The sequence below is a fragment of the Clostridium beijerinckii genome, from assembly GCF_008705175.1.
GTDB lineage: Bacteria > Bacillota > Clostridia > Clostridiales > Clostridiaceae > Clostridium > Clostridium beijerinckii.
The window spans coordinates 591,615-616,944 of the sequence record NZ_CP043998.1; the positions used below are offsets into that span (position 1 = coordinate 591,615).

The 25,330-nt window shown below is 28.7% G+C and carries 20 protein-coding genes; all 20 read left to right on the plus strand.

Going from position 1 to position 25,330, the window contains the following annotated elements:
* The first annotated feature begins 193 nt into the window (after positions 1–193).
* The 20 genes from F3K33_RS02935 (at position 194) to rplU (ending at position 25,326) form a co-directional block, all read left to right on the plus strand.
* Positions 194–760, plus strand: a complete 567-nt coding sequence (locus tag F3K33_RS02935) for a Maf-like protein (RefSeq protein ID WP_023973723.1) — start codon at positions 194–196, stop codon at positions 758–760.
* A 51-nt stretch (positions 761–811) separates the two neighbouring features.
* On the plus strand, positions 812–1,501 hold the full coding sequence (gene radC / locus F3K33_RS02940) for a RadC family protein (RefSeq protein WP_011967839.1): 690 nt from the start codon (positions 812–814) through the stop codon (positions 1,499–1,501).
* 20 nt (positions 1,502–1,521) lie between these two features.
* The gene (locus F3K33_RS02945; RefSeq protein WP_011967840.1) at positions 1,522–2,538 is read left to right on the plus strand and encodes a rod shape-determining protein; all 1,017 of its coding nucleotides are present in this window, start codon (positions 1,522–1,524) and stop codon (positions 2,536–2,538) included.
* 2 nt (positions 2,539–2,540) lie between these two features.
* Complete coding sequence (gene mreC, locus F3K33_RS02950; protein ID WP_017209741.1) at positions 2,541–3,389, plus strand: rod shape-determining protein MreC; 849 nt, start codon at positions 2,541–2,543, stop codon at positions 3,387–3,389.
* 9 nt (positions 3,390–3,398) lie between these two features.
* Positions 3,399–3,890, plus strand: coding sequence for a rod shape-determining protein MreD (gene mreD / locus F3K33_RS02955; protein WP_011967842.1), 492 nt, complete (start codon positions 3,399–3,401; stop codon positions 3,888–3,890).
* A complete protein-coding gene (locus tag F3K33_RS02960) occupies positions 3,887–6,784 on the plus strand; it encodes a penicillin-binding transpeptidase domain-containing protein (RefSeq protein WP_039770324.1) in 2,898 nt (965 codons plus the stop codon). The genes mreD and F3K33_RS02960 overlap by 4 nt, the downstream gene beginning before the upstream one ends.
* 157 nt (positions 6,785–6,941) lie before the next feature.
* Positions 6,942–7,622 (plus strand): DNA/RNA nuclease SfsA, encoded by a 681-nt coding sequence (gene sfsA / locus F3K33_RS02965; protein ID WP_039770323.1) that lies wholly within the window; start codon positions 6,942–6,944, stop codon positions 7,620–7,622.
* Between the two features lie 199 nt (positions 7,623–7,821).
* The gene (minC, locus tag F3K33_RS02970) at positions 7,822–8,481 is read left to right on the plus strand and encodes a septum site-determining protein MinC (RefSeq protein WP_011967845.1); all 660 of its coding nucleotides are present in this window, start codon (positions 7,822–7,824) and stop codon (positions 8,479–8,481) included.
* Between the two features lie 20 nt (positions 8,482–8,501).
* Positions 8,502–9,302 carry a septum site-determining protein MinD gene (minD, locus tag F3K33_RS02975; RefSeq protein WP_011967846.1) on the plus strand — a complete coding sequence of 267 codons (801 nt, stop codon included), beginning with the start codon at positions 8,502–8,504 and terminating at the stop codon, positions 9,300–9,302.
* A gap of 14 nt (positions 9,303–9,316) precedes the next feature.
* Positions 9,317–9,586 (plus strand): cell division topological specificity factor MinE, encoded by a 270-nt coding sequence (gene minE / locus F3K33_RS02980; RefSeq protein WP_011967847.1) that lies wholly within the window; start codon positions 9,317–9,319, stop codon positions 9,584–9,586.
* A 269-nt stretch (positions 9,587–9,855) separates the two neighbouring features.
* Positions 9,856–10,986 (plus strand): FtsW/RodA/SpoVE family cell cycle protein, encoded by a 1,131-nt coding sequence (locus F3K33_RS02985; protein WP_011967848.1) that lies wholly within the window; start codon positions 9,856–9,858, stop codon positions 10,984–10,986.
* Positions 10,987–11,403: 417 nt separating this feature from the next.
* On the plus strand, positions 11,404–11,880 hold the full coding sequence (locus F3K33_RS02990; protein WP_017209736.1) for a hypothetical protein: 477 nt from the start codon (positions 11,404–11,406) through the stop codon (positions 11,878–11,880).
* A 119-nt stretch (positions 11,881–11,999) separates the two neighbouring features.
* Positions 12,000–12,857, plus strand: a complete 858-nt coding sequence (locus tag F3K33_RS02995) for a M50 family metallopeptidase (RefSeq protein WP_023973719.1) — start codon at positions 12,000–12,002, stop codon at positions 12,855–12,857.
* Positions 12,858–13,054: 197 nt separating this feature from the next.
* Entirely contained in the window at positions 13,055–13,654 is a 600-nt protein-coding gene (locus F3K33_RS03000) for a zinc dependent phospholipase C family protein (RefSeq protein ID WP_011967851.1), read from the plus strand.
* A gap of 251 nt (positions 13,655–13,905) precedes the next feature.
* A complete protein-coding gene (locus tag F3K33_RS03005; protein ID WP_011967852.1) occupies positions 13,906–15,996 on the plus strand; it encodes an S-layer homology domain-containing protein in 2,091 nt (696 codons plus the stop codon).
* A 166-nt stretch (positions 15,997–16,162) separates the two neighbouring features.
* A complete protein-coding gene (locus F3K33_RS03010; protein WP_039770322.1) occupies positions 16,163–20,398 on the plus strand; it encodes a DUF445 family protein in 4,236 nt (1,411 codons plus the stop codon).
* A gap of 260 nt (positions 20,399–20,658) precedes the next feature.
* Positions 20,659–22,515 (plus strand): TIGR03960 family B12-binding radical SAM protein, encoded by a 1,857-nt coding sequence (locus tag F3K33_RS03015; protein WP_039770320.1) that lies wholly within the window; start codon positions 20,659–20,661, stop codon positions 22,513–22,515.
* Positions 22,499–23,200, plus strand: a complete 702-nt coding sequence (locus F3K33_RS03020; RefSeq protein ID WP_017209731.1) for a TIGR03936 family radical SAM-associated protein — start codon at positions 22,499–22,501, stop codon at positions 23,198–23,200. The genes F3K33_RS03015 and F3K33_RS03020 overlap by 17 nt, the downstream gene beginning before the upstream one ends.
* Before the next feature lie 190 nt (positions 23,201–23,390).
* On the plus strand, positions 23,391–24,839 hold the full coding sequence (locus tag F3K33_RS03025) for an Rne/Rng family ribonuclease (RefSeq protein WP_039770318.1): 1,449 nt from the start codon (positions 23,391–23,393) through the stop codon (positions 24,837–24,839).
* Between the two features lie 175 nt (positions 24,840–25,014).
* Positions 25,015–25,326: a 50S ribosomal protein L21 gene (rplU, locus tag F3K33_RS03030; protein ID WP_011967857.1), complete on the plus strand. Its 312-nt coding sequence runs from the start codon at positions 25,015–25,017 to the stop codon at positions 25,324–25,326.
* The last annotated feature ends 4 nt before the right edge of the window (positions 25,327–25,330 follow it).

Sequence of the window (25,330 nt, forward strand, 5' to 3'; positions counted from 1 at the left end):
TAAGGTGTAGAAATGGTAGAATATCATTTCTACACCTTTAAAATTTAATAGTTTTTGGTTAAAAAATTAACATGTCTACAATATATATTATTTGTCAATGATATATAATAAGGTACATTCAAAGAATGGGAGATCATCATGCTCGCCTATTATTTTTCATGTGCCAAAATTCTTTATTTTAGGATGTGAATATATGAAAGTAATATTAGCTTCTGCTTCAGAAAGACGACAAGAACTTTTAAGTAGATTAATTAAGACTTTTGATGTTATTGTCAGCAATTTTGATGAGAGTAAAGTTATTTTTGAAGGCTCTATAGATAGATATGTTAAAGACATAGCTTTAGGAAAGGCAATGAATATTAAGAATAAGCTAGATGAGGATGCGATTATAATTTCAGCTGATACTGTAGTCACCATAGACAATATGATACTAGGAAAACCAAGAGATGGAGAAGATGCTTTTAATATTATAAAATCACTTCAAGGTAGAAAGCATTTGGTTTATTCTGGTGTTGTTGTGATTAATACAGCTAAAAATTTAACGATTCAAGAGAGTTTATCTACTGAAGTTACTTTTTCTGAAATAAGCGACGATGAAATATTAGAATACATAAAAACTGGTGAGCCTTTAGATAAAGCTGGCGCTTATGGAATCCAGGGGATAGGTGGAATATTTGTTGAAGAGATAAGAGGATGTTATTACAACGTTGTTGGACTGCCACTGAATAAGCTAAAGTTTATGCTTAAAGAGATACAATAATTATATTTTAGGGATAGAGGGGAAATCATATATTTGGAGGTAATATATTATATGGAAAGTAGCCTTAAAATCAAAGACATACCACAAAATGAACGACCTAAAGAGAAATTATTGACTTATGGAGCAGAATCTTTAAGTAATTCAGAATTATTAGCAATAATAATTAGGACTGGAACACAAGGAGAGAATGTTCTTCAATTGTGCAGTAGGCTTTTATCTGAGCTAGAAGGGCTAAATGGTATTTTAGATGCAAGTTTTGATGATATAATATCTATAAAAGGTATTAAACAAGGAAAAGCTTCACAAATTTTAGCTTTAGCTGAGCTTTTTAAGAGATTTAGAACATTGAAAGCAATAAATAATGACATCAAAATAACTTCACCAAAGGACCTAGCAAGTCTTCTCATGGGAGAAATGAACGAATTAAATCAAGAAGTATTAAAAGTTGTCTTATTAAATACCAAGAATATAGTTGTTGGTATTAAAGATGTTTTTAAGGGTAGTTTAAATACGTCGGTTGTGCATCCGAGAGAAATTTTTAAGCAAGCTATAAGTAAGAATAGCGCATCGATAATTATATGTCATAATCATCCATCAGGCGATCCAACGCCTAGCAGAGAAGACATAAATATAACACTAAGAATTAAAGAATGTGGAAATATTATAGGAATTCAATTAGTAGACCATATTATAATAGGAAATAATAAATTTGTTAGCCTCAAAGAAAGAGGACTAATATAGAATTGGAAGGGGAAAAATAAATGGGATTTTTTGGATCAGGAAAAGATATGGGGATAGATTTGGGAACTGCAAACACCCTAGTATTTGTAAAAGGTAAAGGAATAGTTTTAAGAGAACCATCTGTTGTTGCAATGAACACTATGACTAAAAAGACATTAGCGGTTGGATCAGAAGCTAAGCTTATGATAGGTAGAACCCCTGGAAATATAGTAGCTATAAGGCCATTAAAAGATGGAGTAATTGCAGATTTTGATACAGCTCAAACAATGATGAAAAGTCTAATAGAAAAAGTATCAACTAAGAATGCATTTAAAAATCCAAGAATAATAGTTTGTTATCCATCAGGAGTTACAGAAGTTGAGAAAAGAGCTATCGAAGAAGCTACAAAACTTTCAGGAGCTAGAGATGTTATTTTAATGGAAGAACCAATGGCAGCAGCAATCGGAGCAGGGCTTCCAGTAAGTGAACCAACAGGAAGTATGATAGTTGATATTGGTGGTGGAACAACAGAAGTTGCTATTATTTCATTAGGCGGTATAGTAACTAGTAAGTCACTTAGAATAGCTGGTGATGAGTTAGATCAATCAATAATATCTTATATTAAAAAAGAATTTAACTTAATGGTCGGAGAAAGAACAGCTGAACAAGTTAAAATGGAAATAGGTTCAGCTTATAGGACTTCAGATGAAGAAACAGTCATGGAGATTAAAGGAAGAGATATGATTACTGGCCTTCCAAAGATTGTTGAAATTTCAGAAACTCAAGTTAGAGAAGCTTTAAAAGAACCAGTATATGCTATTATAGAATCAATTAAGACAACATTGGAAAAGACTCCACCAGAACTTTCAGCAGATATTATGGAAAAAGGTATAATGTTAGCAGGTGGCGGGGCATATCTAAAAGGATTAGATATACTTATAAATAAAGAAACAAATATGCCCGTACATATTGCGGAGGCACCTCTTGATTGCGTAGTACTTGGAGCAGGGAAGGCACTAGAAGATTTTGATAAAATTAGTAGAGATCAAAGAGGTTAAATATGAAGCTTCTTAAGAATAAACTGGCAGTAACTATTATAGTACTGTCAGTTAGCTTTTTAGGGTTAATAGTTTATACAGTTAGAAAGGATAATAGAAGTATTATTGAAAGTGGTGCCGGTAGTACTTTAAATCCAGTGCAAAGTCTCTTATATTCGGGAACTAGTAGGATTAAAGAAACCTTAGATTTTTTCTTGAATTTTTCAGAAGTAAAAGCGCAAAATAAAGAATTAATTAAAGAAAATCAAGAACTTGAAAATGAGTTAGCCAGTTATTCAGATTTAAAAGAAGAAAATGATAGATTAAGACAAGTGTTGAATTTTCAGGAAGAAAGAAACAATTATAACTATGTAGCATGTGATATTATAGGATATAGTGGTGGAAACTTTTTAGATGGTTATGTGGTAAATAAAGGAAAAAATGACAATATACAAAAGGGTATGATTGTTATAGCAGCTCAAGGTTTAGTGGGACAAGTAACCAGTGTTGGGAATAATTGGTGTATAGTTCAATCTCTGATTAATGAAAATATAGCAGTAAGTGTTATGGATCAAAGTACCAGAGATGCTACAGGTTATATAAAAGGTTTCAAAGATAGTAAGGGAGAAAACTTAGCTAAGGTATATGATCTTCCGATGAATTCAGATGTTAAGGAAGGCGATGTAATAATGACATCTGGAGTAGGGATGCTTTATCCAAAGGAAATTAGAATTGGTGAAGTGATTTCAGTTGAAGAAGATAAAGTAAAAGTAATGAAGAATGCAGTTGTAAAACCATATGTAGATTTTAATAAGTTAGAAGAATTATTTATTGTCTCTCCGAAGGATACGAGAGAAATTAAATATAATTAGAGGTTTATAATGGAAAAATTAATTATTATTTTGATTTCTATAGGATTGGTTATATTAGATAACTCACTAATTCCGTTTTTTTCAATAAAGGGAGCTTATCCGAGTTTACTATTTACTTTCGCTATAGCTTATTCATTAGTCAATAAGAAAGAACGAGCTGTATTTATGGGTGTTGTGAGTGGGATACTTCAAGATATTTTCTTTTTTAATGGTTTTGGTGTAAATTCATTATTGAATTTATTTCTATGTCTTCTAGCAAGTTTTATTGGAGCGGGAATAATAAAGACTAAGAGACTTATACCTGTGATCTCGGCTTTTTTTATAACAATAATTAAATATGCAGGAGTTATGTTGATATTTAATTTTTTTAATATTGAAATACAATTTTCTAAAAGTATCATTATGGGGGTATACAACGGAGTAATAATGTTTTTTGTGTATAAATTAGTAATGAATGTTTATGATGATGAGTATTCAAAGCAAAGATGGAGGTTTAGATGATAGTAAATAAACCAACTAATAAAAAGAAAAAGAAGATTTCTAGATATACAGTTTTATCTATAATCATGATAGCTATATTTTCAGTGATTATTCTAAAATTATTATATATTCAAGTATTTAATTATGATGAATATAAGGATAAAGCAGATGTAACATCAACAAGATTTATATCAGAAAAAGCCCCAAGGGGTAAAATATATGATGATAAAGGAAATGTTTTAGCAACTAATATTGAAACATACACTATTACATATACGGAAACAAAAGATGCTGATAAACAGTTTTATATAACTATGAAAGAACTTTTCAAAATATTGAATGAGAACGGAGAAAGCATTCAGGATTCGTTACCTTTAAAAATTGATGGTAATAATAATTTATATTTTGAGTATAAAACTAATGATAAACAATCTCAAAATATAGAGGAATTGAGATTTAAAAAGGATAGGGGATTGAATGATACTCTAAAAAACAAAATGTTCAAAGATGTTGAAGAATTATCGGATGAACAAAATGCAAAACTGGATGAAGAACTTCTAAAAATAACTCCTGATGATGCGTTTTATGCATTAGTTAAATCATATAATTTAATTGGCCTTGTAGACCCAGATTATGACTCAAAAGAAAAGAAGAATATTTATTCCAAAATGGAAGGCAAGGATTTAACAGATATGATTTTAAAAGAAGGATATTCTTTAAATGATATTAGAAAATTCATGCTTGTAAAAGATGCTATAAAAATGCAGAGTTTTAAAGGATATAAATCAGTAACTATTGCAGACAATATTAAGAAAGATACTTCATTAGTAGTAATGCAAAAGAAATATGATTTGCCAGGAATAAATGTGAGTTCAGCACCTATAAGGTCATATCCATATAATAATTTAGCATCTTCAGTTTTAGGGTATGTATCTTCAATTAATGATACACAAAAATCAGCATATGAACTTAAAGGATATGATGTTTCATCGGACTCTGTAGGAAAGTCTGGAATAGAATCAGCTTTCGAAGAACAATTAAAAGGAGTTAAGGGTGGAACAACTGTTAAAGTTAATTCTAAAGGAAGCGTTTCACAAGAATTATTTAAACTTGAACCGTATCCGGGCAATGATGTGCATCTTACAATAGATAGGGACATTCAATATGCAGCAGATCAAGCATTAGCAGATAAAATTGAATATATAAGGAATAATGAAAGTGATGATAAAGGAAATAGACTGTTGAATGCAACCAGAGGTGCATTGGTAGCCGTTGAAGTTAAAACTGGAAGAGTATTAGCTTTAACAAGTTACCCTAACTTTAATCCAAATTTATTCACAGTTCAAGGACAATTAACGCCTGAACAGTATAAGGATTATTTTAATCCTGATTTAGAAAAGTTTGGACAGGAATTTATTAAAAGAATGGGGCTTAATAAAACTGTTGATGATTTGTTTCCGCCAAAAAATGGAACTAGAACAGATCCATATGATCTATATCCGAAAGCAATGTTTAATTATGCAACCCAGTCAAAAATTCCACCTGGATCTACATTTAAGCCGCTTACAGCAGTTGCCGGTTTGGAGTCTGGCGTAATAAGTCCTGGAGAAATGATAAATGATACAGGAGCATTTAATATTCATCCGGAGATTTTTGGTAAAGCTTTTGCACCAAAAGGACTAGAAGCTGCACAAGGTAATATAAGTTTAACAGCAGCTATAGCAAAATCGATTAACTTTTATTTTTATGAGACTGTTACTAGAATGTATATTCAGGCAGGAGGCAAGGCTAATAATGTTGAAGCTCTAAATTCCCTTGCTAAATATGCTTGGCAGTTTGGATTAGGAATTGATCCTAATAGTAGTGCTAAAGAATCGACAGGAATAGAAATAAATGAAAGTTTTGGTCAAACTTATAATTTTACATCATGGAGAAATACTGTGTTACAGATGTCTACAGATAATGTAATTAATTTTCTAGAGAGCGGAAACTATAATAATACAATATACTTTTCTCCAATTGATATAAGAGATAAAGATGATGATAATGATGAAGTTAAGAAGTCTAAGAAAGCTATAAAAGATAAAGTTAAAGATACAATAAATAAAGATGTTGATGATCCAACAGCGGTTAGCCATGATATATTTGCTAAAGATATTAAGAAAGATGTATTAAATTTGATGAATAATTCAGACGAATACAAAGCAAGTATTGCAGGAAGAAATATAAATTTAGATTCTCAAGCTACATTAATATCACAAGCATTAGCTCAATTTGCAGCTAATGATCAGCCAGGGCAAGTAAGATCACCAGGTTCCCTTGTTTCAGCATCAATAGGTCAGGGGATGAATACTTTCACTCCGTTGCAATTAGTATCATACATCTCAACTCTTGCAAATGGAGGAACAAGATATAAGATTCATTTAGTAGATAAGATCACAGATGGGGATGGAAATGTAGTCCAAGAGTTTAAACCAGAAGTTTTAAATACGGTTAAAATGTCAAAGGAAACTCAGGATGCGGTTAAACAAGGAATGACAGCAGTTAACCAAGAAGCAGATGGTACCGGTAGTTCTACATTTTTAGGATATCCAATACCAACAGCTGGTAAGACTGGTACAGCCGATTTTGCTGAGGATCAATTACAAAAAGGAAGAGAACCTTTTGCAACATATGTCAGTTTTGCTCCAGCAAATGATCCACAGATAGCTGTAGCAGCAGTAGTATTTGATGGCGGTCATGGAAGTAGTATTGCATCAGTAGTGAAGTCAGTTTATGATGCTTATTTCAAGGATCAATTAAAGAATGATACACAGTATACTTCATCGTCAGATACATGGAAAAAATATGTTTTAGGTAATCCGTATAACGAAGAGGCAAATGCTTCACAGACAAATACAAATAAAACTCATTAGTAAAAGTTTATAATAGAGACTTTGTATTTAAGTATAAGTTAATAAAAATTAATTAATTTTTAAGGTATCTATATTAGGTATGCAATTATAAAAATTGCATAAAGTAAACCTAATTATAGATACCTTTTTATAAAAATTTAGATTTAGTGAGGGAAAAATGAAATATAATAATATTCTGAAAGGAAAATTTATCTCAAGACCAAATAGATTTATAGCTTATGTTGAAATTGATGGCAATGAAGAAGTCTGCCATGTAAAAAATACTGGAAGATGTAAGGAACTTTTGACACCCAATGCGACAGTATTTATTCAAAAAAATGATAATCCAAAAAGGAAGACTAAGTTTTCTCTTATAGGTGTTGTAAAAGGAGACAGAATGATCAATATGGATTCTCAAGTAACTAATAAGGTTGTTCATGAATGGATATTAAAAGGGAACCTCTTAAAAGATGTGACTTTAATAAAACCAGAAACTAAATATAAGAATTCAAGGTTTGACTTTTATGTTGAGACAAAGCATCAGAAAATTTTTATAGAAGTAAAAGGGGTGACTTTAGAGAACAATGGAATTGTAAAGTTTCCTGATGCACCTACAGAAAGAGGTGTTAAACATCTTAGAGAACTCATTGATTGCGTTAGAGAAGGATATGATGCTTACGTAATATTTGTAATACAAATGAAAGATGTTATTCATTTTGAACCTAATGTAGAGACTCATAAGGAATTTGGAGATACACTAAAATATGCAAAAGAGAATGGTGTAAATATAGTTGCAGTAGACTGTTTAGTAGATGAAGACAGTATTAATATAAGGGATTATGTTGATGTAATATTGTAGTGTGATAGCTGTTCAATGCTTTGGTATATACACTGCATATTATCAAAATTTGATGTTTTATATGCTTTTGTAAAATTTAATCAAAAATTAGTGAAACATATATACAAAAATAGTCAGTATAATGATATAATTTTAGAGAGGTTGCCATTTTCAAAACAATTTAACTATTTTAACCTGCAAAATTCATTGGAGGGAATGAATGTATAATAATGATGGTATTTTAATAAAGGGAAATAAAGATGGAATAAATACAACTATCAATATGAATAAATTTGCTTGTTTTGATGATATGCTTGTATTACTAATAAAGAAACTTTCTAAAGGAAAGCATTTTTATAAAGGGACAACTCTAATATTAAGAATAGATTTAAAATTGGTTAATAAAAAGGAAGTAGGCATTCTTAAAGAAAAATTATTAACTCAAATTGAATTAAAAGATATTGTTCTAGAGGATATAGAAAAGGAAATTGAGCAGGTGAACGAAAAAGAGGTTAAGGTATTTTCCGGTGTATACGAAGGGAAAACTAAATTTATAAGAAAGACAGTTAGAAGCGGAGAATGTATTAATTACCAAGGAAACATAGTTATAGTAGGAGACATAAATAGTGGTGCAGAAGTATATGCAGCAGGGAATGTAATTGTTTTAGGACGTATAAGGGGTAAAGTGAGCGCTGGGACTAATGGAAATATAAAAGCGGTAATAGCAGCATTCCTACTACAACCTGAACTATTAAAAATTGCAAATGTTATAGCTATGTCTCCAGATGATATCGAAAAGCCAAGCTATCCAGAATTAGCAAGAATTAGGGATGGGTTGATAATAGTGGAGCCATATTTACCAAATAAATATATATACTAAAACGTCGGAGGGATTTTTTAATGGGAGTATCTATTGTAATAACTTCAGGTAAAGGTGGAGTTGGAAAAACAACAACTACAGCCAATATAGGAACTGCTTTAGCATCACTTGGTAAGAAAGTAGTTGTTATAGATGGAGATACAGGGCTTAGAAATTTAGATGTATTGCTAGGATTAGAAAACAGAATAGTATATACAATAATTGATGTTATAGAAGGAAGATGCAGATTAAAACAAGGGCTTATAAAAGACAAGAGATTTGCAAATTTATTTCTTTTACCAACAGCGCAAACTAAGGATAAAGATGATATAAGTCCACAGGAAATGTTAAAAATAGTAAATGAATTAAAAGAAGAGTTTGATTATGTCTTAATAGATTCTCCAGCAGGAATAGAACAAGGTTTTGAAAATGCTGTAATAGGTGCAGAAAAAGCAATTATTGTTGTAAATCCAGAAATAACATCTGTTAGAGATGCTGATAGGGTTATTGGTAAGCTTGATTCAAAGGGATTGGAAGACCATTCTGTTATTGTAAATAGATTGAACTATGAAATGACTAAGAATGGAGACATGCTTGATGTAGCTGATATTATTGAAACATTATCAGTAGAGTTACTTGGAGTAGTTCCGGATGATAAGAATATAACTATTTCAACTAATAAAGGTGAACCTATTGTGTTAGAAGAAGGTGCGATTGCTGGACAAGCATTCAGAAACATAGCTAGAAGAATTACAGGTGAAGAAGTTCCTATTATTGATTTACATACAGAAGAGCATCAGGGATTTTTTAGCTCCTTAAAGAAGCTATTTAAGCGAAATTAAGGGAGGTTGAGAGAATGGGTTTTTTTAAGAGTTTAAATAGTAAGCCAACACCTAAAGAAGTTGCAAAAGACAGACTAAAGCTAATTCTTATACATGATAGAGGAGAAATTGCCCCAGATATTATTGAGAAAATAAGAGAAGAGATTTTAGAAGTAATTTCTAAGTATATTGATATACAAGTTGAGGATGTTGAAATATCCGTAAATAAGAATGGAGATGAAGAAGGTGAAAATACTTCTGCATTAATAGCTAACATTCCAATTAAAAGTATAAAGGGAAGATAAGTAACTTGTTTTGTTTAAATTATAAGAGATGTTTGTTTTAAAGAATTGTATGGCTAATTCTTTAAAACAATTCATCTCATTTTTTTATAATAATTAAGTTTATTCAATATGGATGACTTTGGGTATTTAACAAGATATTATCTTTAAATTATTACAAAATTATTATGTTTTTTATACCCAATATAATTATTATGGAGAATGCGGTAATAATAATGTATAATTAAGATTGATTGAGTTATATAAGATTAATATAACTAGGAGGTGAGATATTGTTTAGACTATTAAAATTAGATATGAAATTAATTAAAGAAATTGATAAGACTATATTAATTTCTTTAATTCTTTTAATTTTATACGGAACATTTAATATATATCTATGCACAAAAGGACAATTTGGATTGAGTTTTGTAAAGCAACAGCTGGGTTGGTTTGCAATATCACTTGTAGCGTTATATATTTTTGTGGCAGTAGATTATAAGATAATATTTAACTATGTACCTATATTATATTGGGGAGTTGTAGTTCTTCTTATATTAACCATGGTTCCAGGGATTGGAATAGTAGTTAATGGTGCTAGAGGATGGATTCGTTTAGGAGTAGGTAACCTTCAGCCGTCAGAATTTGCAAAGTTTGTAATTATACTTATGCTGGGTAAGAAGTTAGATGAGATGGACGGAAAAATAAATGATGTTAAGAATTTTTTCACACTAGCATTTTATTGCATAGTACCAGTAATATTTATTGTAATCCAACCTGATATGGGAATGAGTATGGTATGTTTCTTTATAGTTTTAGGAATATTTTATACAATGGGGTTTGATACGAGAATTATTGCTGGAGGATTAGCTTGCTTAGTACTTGGAATAGTGATTGTGTGGAATTCAGGACTCATAGAAACATATCAAAAAGCAAGATTTACAGCATTTTTGAATCCAAGCATCGATGATGCAAGTACGTATCATTTAAATCAGTCGTTGATTGCAATTGGTTCAGGTGGATTACTTGGAAGTAGTCCGTCGCTGGCTCAAGATGGGGTTACAACATATGCTGCACAAAATGTACCAGAGGTTCAGACGGACTTTATTTTTGCTGCAATAGCAGATCAATGGGGCTTTTTAGGTGCAATTGTTTTGTTAATGCTTTACGGATTTCTTATATATAAGATGATTTCAGTAGCACGAACATCTAAAGATATATTTGGCTCAGTTATATGTGTTGGAATAGTGTCATATTTTTTATTTGCTATATTGCAGAATATAGGGATGACAATAGGATTACTACCAATTACAGGAATAACCCTGCCGCTTGTTAGCTATGGAGGAAGTTCATTGCTTACAACAGTAATTTCAATAGCACTAGTAATAAATGTAGGAATGAGAAGAAAAAAGATACACTTTTAGAATATGCATGTTGCTATAATAAATTTATGCTACAATTTCAATAAGTTGAGTGCTCAATTTGGAGGGAAATGTAAAAAATAATTATAGTGAATATACCAAAATTATTTATAAAATAATAGGATTAATAATTTTATCCAGTACAGTAGAAATTGCAAATAAGAATTTTGAGTACAGTATAAAATTATTAATCTTATTTTAATTTTTAAGGATTATTTATTATAAAATAGATGATTTTCGAAGAGTAGGTATTAGTGGCATAAAAATTCTAGGCGGTGTATTTTTTTAATTAAGCAACCTAAATGATATCTAAATATTGCGGAATGTAGCAAATACAAAGATTCTGCAACAATTTTGTTCTCATAATTTTATGAAGTAGTAAATATACTTTAATGTGAATGAATTTGAAAGGAGTGTATCATGGGCAGCTATAGATCAGCTTATGAGGATTACTATAAGAACATTAATAATACAACGAAAGGAAGAAAGGATAAAAGGAACCATTTGACTTCAGGTAAGAAGGCTAATAATGCTATCATTGGTTCAAGATATGGGAGTAATATGAAAAGTAACGATAAGATGATAAATGTTTTGATTAAGAGAATAACTAAGGAACTAACCGGAGCTACACTTTTATTGCTATTTTTTGTTGGATTGAAGTATACCCCTTACGCACAAGTACAAGAAATGCACATTAAATGTAAACAAGCATTAAACCGAAATTTTAATTATAACGAGTATATAGATACTTTTAGTACAATGCAGATAGGAAATATAAAAGGTAAGGATTTAAAGATTGGAAATTTTACTGTAGATGATTTGAAAATTGAAAATTTAAAGTCAAGGACTTTTAATTTTATGGAATATATAAGAAGCAACAGTAATATGAACAATTAAATTTATAGGAAATAACATATTATTATGAATATAAAATATATTTTAATATTTGATTAAGTTCCATTTTTTACTTGTGCATTGCAAATTATTTTGATATAGCAATATTATAGGGGTTAGAAATGAAGAAATGGTATATGGCATTGATTTTAGAACTGTCGATATTAATGTGGCTTGGAGATTATGAAGGTTACATTGTTATTAGTTTTCTATGGGTAATATTGCATGAATTTGCACATATGATAGTTGCAAGTAAATTTGGGTGCAAATTTAATAATGTTAATATTAGCATATTTGGTGCTAAAGTCGAATTAAGTGACATCGATGAGTTAACTGAAAGAAAAAAAATGATTTTATATTTAGCTGGACCATTTTTCAATATTTTTATGGCCGTGGTTATGTGCTATTTATATGGATATTTTAAGTATCAAATTATTGAAGATAGTATAAAAGTTAATTTCTTTTTAGGAGCATTCAATTTATTGCCTGCTTATCCTCTTGATGGTTCAAGGGTATGTGAAATACTATTATCAAAGAAGCTATTATATAAAAGATCAAAGAAAATTACAGAAATCTTTAGCTTTATTATTTCAGGAACATTATTTTTAATATTTATTATAATAATGATATTACATAAAGTTAATATAAGTTTATTTCTTGCAGTCATATTAATCACATATGCAACATTTATAGAAAAAGAAAAAACTATGTATATAATAATGGGAGATATGATCAAGAAAATAAGAAAGTTAAAAAAGCATAACTATATAGAGAATAAATCAATTTCTGTGTATTATAAAAAAGGTTTAGTTAATGTTTTATCTTTAGTTGATAAAAACAAATTTAACAGTTTTTATATTCTTAATGATGACATGGAACTCATTAGTATAATACATGAAGATGAGCTTATAAAAGCATTAAAGGATTATGGAAATATAACACTAGAAGAGTATGTACAATTAAAAAAGAAAAATAATTAAGCTCGTTAAAAAATAACAGAAACGTAATGGTGATTTAACTTACTTTTTTTATAATTTAAGCATGTGATGAAGAGTAATAACTAGTACCATAATAAAAATGTATCTTTTATGTGTGAAAATGCACTTTTGCATTGTGATTCAGACAATTACTTACTTATTACTCTCTAAATGTGATTAAAAAGGGTAGGAGCGTTAATATGGATACTTTACTTCATGGGAAAATAGGTTATTTTCTTAGCAAGGAATTAATTGAGAGAGGCTACTCAAATATTATTGATAGTAACTTTTTTATTTATGGAAATGTGTTACCTGACTTAAAGCTCAAATATAGAATGACTATGCATAGTAAAAATGAGGATTGGGAGAAGGTTATAGGGATTATTGATGAAATAATTTATGGTGAAATTAAAAGAAATAAGGATATTTCAATTAAGCTAGGAATATTGAGTCATTACCTATGTGATTTTTTTACTTTTCCACATAATAAAGCTTTTGAAGGAAATATTATTAGACATGAATTATATGAACAAACTCAAAGAATTTTATGGTGGAAAAAGCTATCTGAAGTGTGGAATGAATGCACAGAGGAATCCAGAATAGAATTAAAGTCTATGAATGATATAGTAGATTATATTGAAGATATGCACAGTATTTATATTAGAAATTTAGGAGATAAAAGGCGAGATATTTTTTTTAGTAATATTTTAGTGAGAGTAGTTTTGTCATCTATATTAAAAATAAAACAAAATATAGATGAACATAAAGTAGAAGAAAATATTAATAGACGCATAGTATGATAATAGTTAGTAGTGTGGAGTTAATAATTAAAATTAATTATTAACTCCATTTTTTATATAGAAAATTTTAGATTTTTTATGAATTACAAAAATTTAAAATATTAATTTATTGCTTTAACACAGGTATTTAAAAGTAACTGTATAAAAAATTGTGAAAAAATTATAATTTAATGCAAAATTTTCATATGAAGAATCGTATTATATTTAGATAGTATAAAAAATAACTCATTATTAAAGATTGGAGGATATTTATGAAAAAGAAAGGGATTATAAGCGGGATATTAACATTATGTTTAATATTGTCTACTATTTCTATTCCGACATTTGCTGCGGATGAAGATAGCAAAAACTTAGAGCAAGCTATCATATCAGCAAAGAAAATTATAACAGTTCCGGATGATTATACAGAGTTCACACATAATTCAAGCGAACGTGAAGTAAGGGGGGCAAAAGTTAGAATTTGGGATTTAAATTGGGCAGAAAAAGAAGATAAGAAAGGATCAATATCTGTATCAATAGGTGAAGATGGATTCTTATATCAATATAGTAATTATGATGGGGATAGCAAGGATAGCAAAGATGGTTTAGCAAATATTACGAAAGATCAGGCCCAAGTTTCAGCAGAAGATTTTTTGAAAAATGTAATTCCAGAATATATTGGGGAAATAAAGTTAGTAAAAAATGATTCAGCTTCTTTTCAAGGGGATGAGTATAACTTTACTTACCAAAAGTTTGTAAATGAAATTCCGGTTAACTATATTTATGTAAATGTTGGTGTAAATAAATATAGTGGGAAAGTGACATCATTTAGCAATGACAATTTAGAAGTAAAGGGAGCTGAATATCCTAATTTAAGTGGGATAATTGATTCTGTTACTGCAGAAAAAGCATATATAGATAAAATAGGTATAGATTTAAAATATTATTCTTATTATGATTATGAGAAGAAGAAAATGAATATATTTGCAGGATATTCTCCAAGTAATATAAGTGAATTTATTGATGCTAAAACTGGACAAGTAGTATCATATTCAAGTGATAATAAATTAGATGATAGAAATAAGGATCATTCATTAGTAAATGCTTCTGCAAATAATTTGGATAAAGCAAATCAAGAGTTGACACAAGAAGAGATGGATGCGATTCAGAATGTTGCAAATCTTATAAGTAAAGAAAAGGCAGAAAGTATACTTAGAGAAACATCTGATTTAATAACGGCTGATATGAAAGTTAGTGATGCATCATTAAATAAAAACTATCTTGATGATGAATATTCATGGAATATTTCTTTTGACGGTGTATATGGAAGAGTGAATGCAAAATCTGGAGAAGTAATATCGTTACATTCTTATAATTATAATAAACTTGGAACAAGTGGTAATACTTCTAAGGCAGATGCGCAAAACACAGTAGAAAACTTTTTGAAAAAAGTAGCACCTAATAAGTTTACACAAACAAAGTTTAAGGATATAAATAATCCAATTTTAAAGATTACTGATAGACCAATAGAAGAAAATACGTTTATGTTTAACTATGTACGTCAAGTGAATGGAATAGAGTTTTCAGGAAATTACTTGAATGTTGAAGTAGATAAGAATACAGGTAAAATTATTGGTTATGATAATAACTGGTATGATAATGCCTCTTTTCCTGATGTTAGTAACGTTATAAATAAAGAAGCTGCATTCAATAAAATTAAGGATTTAGCAGGATTCTCATTACAATATACAATGTTAGATGAAAATAAAGTTGGAATAGTATATGACTTTATAAACAAGAATGATAGTTATATTATTGATCCTATAAATGGCATAAGGATAGATTATACCGGAAAAGCATATAGAGAAAATAAATTACCAGAATATACGGATATAAATGGGCATTGGTGTGAAAAGACAGTAAAAGAACTTTTAGATAATGGGTATTATATAGATGGGGAAAAATTTAATCCTAATATGAATATTACTCAAATAAATTTCTTTAAATATATATATTCGCCAGTAAAAAATAATTATAGCGATGATGAATTTTATGATATGTTAATTCAAAATGGAGTAATTAAAGATGAAGAAAAAGCTCCAAATTCAGTAGTATCATATAATGATGCAGCAAAGTTTATTATAAGATACTTAGGCTATGAGAAATTAGCTGGACATTCTGAAATATTTAATAGTCCTTTTAAAGATAATATAGAAGACTCATATAAAGGATATGCATCAATGTGCTATGCTCTTAATATCATTAAAGGGGATACTAATGGGAACTTTAATGGGTCACATAATATAAGCAATGCAGAAGCGGCTGTAATTTTATATAACCTAATAAAGAACAACGGAAAATAATTTAATAAAAGTGCTAATCTTTTTATGAGGATTAGCACTTTTTGTTGTTGCAGGCTGAGATGTGGAAATAAAGTCAATAAATTAGTATAATATGATGTAAACAACATATTTTATATGTGAAAAAGTTATTGTTTAGAATTAATATTACATAAGGAGAGAATAGCTGATGTTAACATTTATTTTTTTATTAGCATTTCAGGGATTTTCAGGTGGAGTAGCTGGATATATCACAAATAAATATGCAGTTGATATGCTTTTTAAAGAATATACACCTTTAAAGCTAGGAGGGGTAATTAAAAAGAAGAAGGAGAAGTTTATTGAAGAGATTAGCGAATTAGTAGAAAGAGATATAATAAATGCAGATACATTAAGGTCTGAAATTCCTAATATAAATATAAATAAATATATTGAACAAATGGCTCAAACTTTTTTTGAGAAGCAATTAAGCAATAGTTTAGGAAATACTAAAATAGCTGAAATAGATGGTTTCTCTGATGGCATACTTAAAAGTGAAGAATTTATAAGAAACAATCTAAATATACTTTTACCAGAATTAATAGATGGTTTTATGCGTGATGTTGATCTGCAAGATATATTAAGTGAAAAACAGACATCAAAAGTTATAAATTCATGCTATGAGCTACTGATTTGCGAACTTGAAAATGCTGATGCAGTGAATGGATTTATTTCTGATTTATACAAGGAAAATTCTAATATTACTTTAGCTGATATTTTTTCTAAAGAAGTCCAGAAAAAATTAACTGATAATATTATTGAGTGTGTTGAAAACATATTTAATAACGATATTTTATCAGATGAAAAGTCGTGCAAGATGTTTTTGGACAATATGCTTTCAAATATAAATGTAGATGCAACGCTTGTCGAATTACAAGACTCTATCGTAAGTCGGAATATTAATCATTTTATTACGGAAACTCAGCAAGAAGAAGTTATTTCAAGATTATTCATTAAAATTACTGAATTTATTAACTCTTCTGAAGGAAAGGATTTAATATTAAAAATTACAAATGAGATTGTTTCAATTGGGAAAAATATTGATTTTACTCTTTATGAAATACTTCCTAAAGAGATAGAAAAATCACTCACGAATTTTATAAAAATAGTTATTCCTAAGGTCATGCCTTATATTTTGGAGTGGATTTCAAGTAATAAATCATCTTTGGACGAAATGATTGAATCCGCAATTGATGAAGCGATACAAGATATAGATGAAAGCATAAAGAAACTTATAATCTCAAAGGTTAGAAATGCACTTATGGGAGATGTTTCATCTAAAAATAATATAGTTAATAAAATTATAAGCTATATTAATAATAATTTTGATGATGAATCAAGTGATAAAATAGTAACTTCTATTATAGATTACTTGAAGGACACAAAGGTTAAAAATATAGTAGAAGCATTGGAGAAATACAATTTAGTTACATCTGATGAGATCGCTGAAATTGCTACTAAAGTATTTTCAGCTCATGGAAAGAATACGTTGAGGATACTAATAAAACCTCAATTTTCAAAGAAAGTAAGTGAGATTGCTAAGTTAGATTTGTTAAAATTATTCAATGCAAAGTTTAAGCCAATGTTATATGAAAGTATTTTTAAAAACAAAACGAGATTATGTAAAAATATAAATAGTTTAATTGCAAAATTCATAAATTCAAAGAGTGATGAAATATTCCACAAAAAGTTATCAGAATTATTTAAAGACGAAAGAGTACTTAGTTTATCTAATAAATTTTCAATATGGACTAATAATTTGTTCAGAAAGAACAAAGATACATATAGCGAGAAATTAGAAGAGGTTATATTATCAAATGTTAAAAAACTTAAAATAGGAGATATATTATCAAACTATAATGTGAACATATTGGAATATATTGTGGATAATTCAGTATCAATTTATAGAGAAGCTGTGGATAAATATAAGAATTATCAAGTTAAGAAATTAGTTAATAAAGGATTTAATAAGGATCAATTATCAAATATTCTTATAAATAAAGGTTACCCAGCATTAATATCTAAGCTTCCAAGTCTATTAAATGGAAATATTAAAAAAATTGCAAAAAATAGTTTAAGTAAATATGATGAGGATGAAATATGCGATATAGTTCAAGATTTTATGGGAAGTCAACTTAAACCACTTTCTGTTTTTGGTGCTGTTTTAGGCACTGTAGTTGGGATAATATATCAATTAATATTTCCAAATTCTATTGGACTTTACGGATTTCCAAGTAATATGTTTAATGGATTGTTGTCACTTGGAGTTATGGCATTTATAGGATACATAACAAATGTTGTAGCCTTGTGGATGATTTTTCATCCATACAAAGAAAATAAAATTATATCTAAAATACCATTTTTTAAGAAGTTTGCATTAGGATATATACCGGCACATAAAAATGAGTTCGCAATTGGAATGGCGAAACTAATTGATGAAGAATTATTAAACAAAGAGGAAATTAATAAAAGTTTCAATTCTCATAAAGATAATATGTCTTCAGTACTAACTACCTTAGTTAAAAATAATAATTATCAAATTTTAGTTAACTTTTCTAGAAGTAAAAAGAATGATTTTGTAAAATATATTTATAAAATAATTTTAAAGTATTGTAATAGTAGTTCAGATTTATCCGAAGGAATTACTAACAGATTAAAAGAAAGCAAATTTAATAATTTTATTAAGGAAAGTTACATTCAGAATGGAATACTTAAAATAATAAGTAGTATTAGTAATAGTAAAAGTTCTTTAACGAAGTTTATAGAAAATAAAATATCTTCAAATTACAAAATTGGTGATGTTATTTCAGAAGATATACTTATTAAAATCCAAAATTATATTCAAGAGGAAGGTACTAAGTTTATACAAGATAATCTTAGTACTATTGAAAAGGTAGATTTTTTAGAGTTAATTACAAAAGAATATAAAGATGATTATTCTGCAGCTATAAAACAATCGTGTAAAGAGGTTATAGGTAAAGATTCTATAGAAAAAGCAAAAATTAATATAGGGAAATATGTATATGAATATTTTTCTAATGACTTTAAAATATACTTAGAAAATATGACAAGTAAATATTTATGTAATGGCTTAAATGAAAATAATGATATAGGATCAATGTTTAATGGTAAGGTCAAGAACATGATTGATAATAACCTGAATCATATAACATATTATTTTTCAAATAAGTTAATATCATACTTAAGAAACAATCAGAATATTATAACTGAAAATGTACAAGAAACTATTAAGAGTGAACTTAATTTCTTTGAGAAGATAGCCTATGCAACTTTTGGTGGAGATGACATAGCATATAGAGTTGTTGATATTATACTAAATAAAAAACTTCCTTTAATGCTAAGAGAAGAGAATGATAAACTTATTAATACTACGAAAGCTGTATTAAATGAAAATATATACCCTATTAGAGTGAGTGAATTAAATATAAAGGGTGAAGAATTTAACACTCAAATAATAATAGATGATTTATTTGAGCAATTTGGTGAGAATGCTAATTTAAATAGTTATATCTATAGCGCAAGTGATCTGATTTTAGATTCATTAGCTGTGGCTTCAGTTTCAGAATATCTTGAATTATTTGAATTAAGCACTTTGGATTCGATTTATAAGAAGTTTTTTGATGAAGTCAATATCATAAAAGAAGATATATATAGAAGCATAAATATTAATAAAGATAAATTATCTATAACAATAGAAAAGTTATTTAATGAAAATATGGTGAAAAATTTATTTAACATTGAATTTAATTCTGTATTATTAAAAGGAATTGATAGCTATGAAATTGAAAATTGTATAAATAATATTTTAAGCATAATTGTTGAGAGTGAAGAATCAAAAAAATCGATATCTATGTTTATGGAAAATTTCTATGAAAATACATTATCGGAATTAAAGATAGAACAAATTATTGATGCAAGTACTCTAAGCAATGATCTTGATAGGGTTATTAAATATATTTTCGCTAATGCAGAATTTAACCAAAAAATTATGATTGCAATTGATGCTATAGTTCAAAATGCAATTAATAAAAACTTTTACTTTATATCAGATAGATCTAAGGATTATCTTATAAGTAAAACTATTGAGACAGGTTTAAATTCAGTTGGTGATTATATTGTGCCAATATTAAGGAAAATAAATCTAAAGAATATCAGCAATAAGCAAATTGAGCTGCTCAATCCAAAGGAAATTGATGTAATGTTCAATTCCTTTGCAGGAGACTTTTTCAATAAGCTTCGCCTTTATGGAGTGTTTGGATTTGTATTTGGTATAAATGCCGGATTATCATTTATATTATGGATAATTGATTGGAGATATAGTAAGAAATACAATGATAAAAATTCAAAGGCTTTGAAGGAAATGTAGAATAAAATAAATTGTATATAGTATTGGAAACAATAAGAATATTCCCATTCAGAATTAATTATGTTAGAATAGGGATAGCAAATAAGAAGTATAGCAATTAGAGTTTATACTTCTTTTATTTATGCATAAGCAAAAAGTGGGTTCATTTAGTATTTGAAATACTAAAGGTTTTAAATTCTTTAAATTTGACAAAAATTTAAAGGCAAGCATTTATGGAGAATTGCACATATGATGGTGTGTTTTAAGGAGGAAATTTATTAATGAATAAAATTTCAGATGATATCTTATTTAAAGTTGAAAAACCAAGTAGATACACTGGTGGAGAATTAAATGAGATTGTTAAAGATCTAAAGGAAGTTGACATAAGATTTGCATTTTGCTTTCCTGATGTTTATGAAGTAGGAATGTCACATTTAGGAAGCAGAATACTTTATCATACTATAAATCAAAGAAGTGATACATATTGCGAAAGATCATTTGCACCATGGCCTGATATGGAAGAGCAACTTAGAAAAAATAATATCCCGTTATTTACATTAGAGACAAAAGATTCTCTAAAGGAGTTTGATATCTTAGGATTCACACTTCAATATGAGATGAGTTATACAAATATTTTAAATATGCTTGATATGTCTGATATCACTATAAGGGCATCAGAAAGAGGAGAAGATGAGCCAATAGTTATGGCTGGTGGACCTTGCGCATATAATCCAGAGCCGTTATATGATATCATTGATTTTTTTGAAATTGGTGAAGGCGAAGAAATGATGAATGACGTTTTAGATGTTTATAAGAAGTATAAAGGAAAAGGTAAGAAGAAAGAATTTCTAAGAGAAATATCTAAAATACAAGGTATTTATGTGCCTTCCTTATATGATGTTATTTACAATGAAGACAATACAATTAAAGAATTTAGACCTAAGTATGATGATGTACCAAAAACTATTATAAAGAGAATTATAAATAATTATACTAAGGTAGATTTTCCTACAGATATAATAGTTCCTTATTCAGAAATTGTTCACGATAGAATAGTTCTAGAGTTATTCAGAGGATGTACAAATGGGTGCAGATTCTGTCAGGCAGGTATGCTCTATAGACCAGTTAGAGAAAAGACAAGGGAAGATTTAAAGGATTTAGCAAGAAAATTAGTCAAAAGTACAGGATATGAAGAAATTTCTCTTTCATCATTAAGTACTTGCGATTATTCTGATATAAAAGGATTAATTACAGATTTAGTTAATGAGCATGAAGACGACAGAGTTGGTATAGCACTTCCGTCTATAAGAGTTGATGCTTTTTCAGTAGATTTGCTTAAGGATATTCAAAAGGTAAGAAAAACAGGATTAACTTTTGCTCCAGAAGCAGGTTCTCAAAGAATGAGGGACATAATCAACAAGGGTCTTACTGAAGATAAAATTTTAGATGCAGCTACAAGTGCATTTGCAGCTGGGTGGAAAACTTTAAAGCTTTATTTTATGGTCGGACTTCCATATGAAGAGCTTGAAGATTGCAGAGGAATTGGGGAATTAGCAGAAAAAATAGTATATAGATATAAACAAGTGCCTAATAAGATAAATAATAATAAAGGTTTAAGACTTACAGTAAGTACATCAATACTTATACCGAAACCATTTACTCCATTCCAATGGTCACCAATGGCGAAGTTTGATGAGGTTACTGAAAAAATCAAGGCTGTTAAATCTTCAATTAAATCAAAATGTATAGTTTATAACTATCATGAGCAAAAGACATCAGTAATGGAATCTGTTTTTGCAAGAGGGGATAGAAGATTATGTGATGTTTTAATTAAAGCTTTTGAAAAGGGTGCTAGATTCGACGGTTGGGATCAACACTTTAAATTTGACGTATGGATGGAAGCTATAGAAGAGTGTAATTTAGATGTAGATTTCTATGCATACAGAGAAAGAAGCTATGATGAAGTATTACCATGGGATTTCATTGATATTGGAGTAAATAGAAAATATTTAGAAATAGAAAATGAAAAAGCTAAAAGAGCAGAGTTAACACAAAACTGTAGAGAAGGATGTACAGGATGTGGAATTAATGTGAACTTTAAAGATGGGGAGTGTTTTGAAGGTGCGATACTTAACTAAATTTACTAAAGAGGAAAATATTAAGTTTATATCTCATTTAGATGTGCTTAAAACTATTCAAAAAAATATTAGAAGAGCGGGGCTACCTATAGAATACTCTCAAGGATTTAATCCACATATGAATACATCAATAGCACAGCCTTTATCAGTAGGAGTATATTCAAGTGGTGAGTATATGGATATGGTGTTAACAACTGAGGTGAATGAAAATGAAATTGTGGATAAATTAAATGAGACCGCGCCAAGTGGAATAAAATATATAAGTGCACTTGCAATTCCTTATAAAGAAGGAGAAAAGAAAGTTCCTCAAGCTATGGCTTTAATTGATGCAGCAAGATATACTATAAAAATTAAGTATTCTGATGTCTCAAATTTAGAAGAGGAAGTTGGTAAACTTTTAGAAATTAATGAGTGGAATACAGTCAAGAAAAGCAAAAAAGGTGAAAGAGAAGTCAATATAAGGGCTTTTGTTAAGGAGTTTAGTTTCTGGGTTAAAGATGAGTTCTTAATTCTTAATGCAGTTATAAGTACAGGAAGTAGGGAACATTTAAGTGCAGATTTACTTGTTAGTTATATCCAAGAAAAAACTTCAAATGCGATTTTAGATTCGTTTGTTAATACCAAAAGAGAAGAAATGTATTTTTACAAGAATAATAAACTTGTACCATTATATAAATGTGTATAAATATATAATTCACAATTTACAATGCGCAATACACAATTAAGGAATAAATCTCTTAAGAGATTTTAAAAATTATAATAAATGCAAAATACTAAGGTATCAAATTATATGATAATTAGATTTTCAAAGGAAATTGCTCACTAATTGTGCATTGTGAACTGTGCATTGTGCATTGACTAGGATGTGTTATAGAATGAAAGAGATTTTTGTTGAGAGAAGAGAAAGAATTTTAAGGGTAGCTATTAAATCTAATAATGAATTAATAGAAAGCATTGTTGAAGAAAGCAAGAATGAACCGATAATAGGAGAAATTTATAAGGGAAGAATTAAAAATATAATTCCGGCTATAAACTCAGTGTTTGTTGATTTGGGTTTAGATAAAGAAGGTTACCTATATTATAGTGATGAATTAAAGGCAAAAGGAATAAAAAAGGGAGACGATATACTAGTAGAAGTTTTAAAAGAGCCTCTTAATGATAAAGGCGCCAAATTAACTGCAAAGGTGTCAATTCCCGGGAAATATATTGTCTTAAATTGTTATGAACAAGGAATAGAATTTTCTAAGAGAATAGAAGATAAAGAAAAGAAAATAGAACTATTGAGGAATATTGAACCGTTAAAAGATGTTTGCATAACAGTAAGGACAGAAGGTGCAAATGTAGATATAAATATTCTTAAAAATGAGATTTCTAAGCTTTATGATGAATTTCAAAATATAGATAAAAAAATGAAACATTCATTAGGAGTAAGAAAGATTTATGGTGAAGATTTAACATTAACTAAGCTTTTGATGAATTTTTCTGGAGAAGAAATTATAAAAATTTATGTTGATAATAGCATTGATTTTGATAAGATATCAAGCTTTGCAAAAGGACAGGAAAATTTAAAAATAGAGAAGTATGAAGGATATAGAAAACTTTTTGATTTTTATGGAATTGAGAAAGAAATATTAAGGTTGAGGCATAATAAAGTTAACCTACAATGTGGAGGATACATAGTAATTGATAGAACTGAAGCAATGTATGTTATTGATGTTAATAGTGGAAAAAACATAAAGGAGAAAAGTTTCAATAAAACAATTTTGGAAACTAATTTAGAAGCGGCTAGAGAAATAGGAAAACAGATTAGGCTTAGAAACTTAAGTGGAATTATAGTAATAGATTTTATTGATATGAGAGATAAAAGTCAAAGAGATATTGTAATGGATGCACTTAAGGAAAGTCTTAGGTTAGATAAAGGTAATGTAAAGATATTCCCATTTACCCAGCTAGATTTGGTTCAAATAGCTAGAAAGAGGCAAGGAAAAAGTATATATGAATATATGGAAGAAGAATGCAGCCTATGTAAAGGAAGAGGAATAATTCTAAAGTTATCTTATATTGAAGGGCTAATAAAAAATGATATAGTAAGGATGCAGGAAGAAAGTTCTATAAATTGTTTTCATATACAAATGGATAGCGTTTATAAAGATAGAATAAGAGAAAATATTTTTGAGTTTATGAAAGAAATAGATGGATTAGATAAAGAGATATATCTAAATTATGTAGATAATATAGAAGGATATAAAATTGAACCACTGATATTTCAGGGGCAAAAAGATAATTTAAAAGATTATAAAGTTACAGTTATAGAAAAGTATTAAATCAGTTAACAATCATGCTAAATTATGTTTATATGGATAAATTATAGATTATACTTTACAAAGTAATAGAAATATGATAAACTGGCTTTTGTAGACCGCGCACGTAAGGTTTTATGTAAAACAAAGTTGAATCTTTGTACCAAAAGTGGCGAGACCGTTATGAGGAGGTGTTTTAATGTACGCAGTATTAGCAACAGGAGGAAAACAATACAGAGTTCAAGAAGGAGACGTAATATACGTTGAAAAACTTAACGCTGATGTTGACTCAACAGTTGAATTAAACGAAGTTTTAGCTGTAGGAACTGAGGAAGGTATCAAAGTTGGTGCGCCAGTAGTTGAAGGAGCTAAAGTTGTAGCTAAGGTTGCAGCACAAGGTAAGGCAAAGAAAGTTGTAGTTTTCAAGTATAAGTCTAAAAAGGACTATAGAAGAAAGAATGGACACAGACAACCTTACACTAAGCTAGTAATCGAAAAGATCGAAGCATAATAAA